This window comes from Virgibacillus sp. 7505 (assembly GCF_002272135.1).
In the GTDB taxonomy this organism is placed as follows: domain Bacteria; phylum Bacillota; class Bacilli; order Bacillales; family Amphibacillaceae; genus Terribacillus.
In genome coordinates, this window is record NZ_NPBF01000402.1 from 1 (window position 1) to 221 (window position 221).

1 protein-coding gene is annotated in these 221 nt (G+C 46.6%); it reads left to right on the forward strand.

From position 1 onward, the window contains the following. Positions 1 to 62: 62 nt before the first annotated feature. A partial coding sequence (locus CHH91_RS19510; RefSeq protein ID WP_141234270.1) for a GntR family transcriptional regulator occupies positions 63 to 221 on the forward strand: 159 nt, incomplete at its 3' end.

Here is a 221-nt window from a genome sequence, read left to right on the forward strand (position 1 = left end):
TACAATTTAAGCGTTGCCATCATTGGGAACATCGGCTACACTAAATTGTAAGAGGTGTGGCAATGAACGTATACGAGCAAATGAAAGAAGCGATTATAACTGGCCGCTACAAACAAGGGGAGCGCCTAACAGAGGAAGCGCTTACAATTGACTGGAATGTGAGCAGGACGCCTATTCGCAGCGCATTAAAGCAGCTTGAATTTGACGGGCTAGTCCAACCG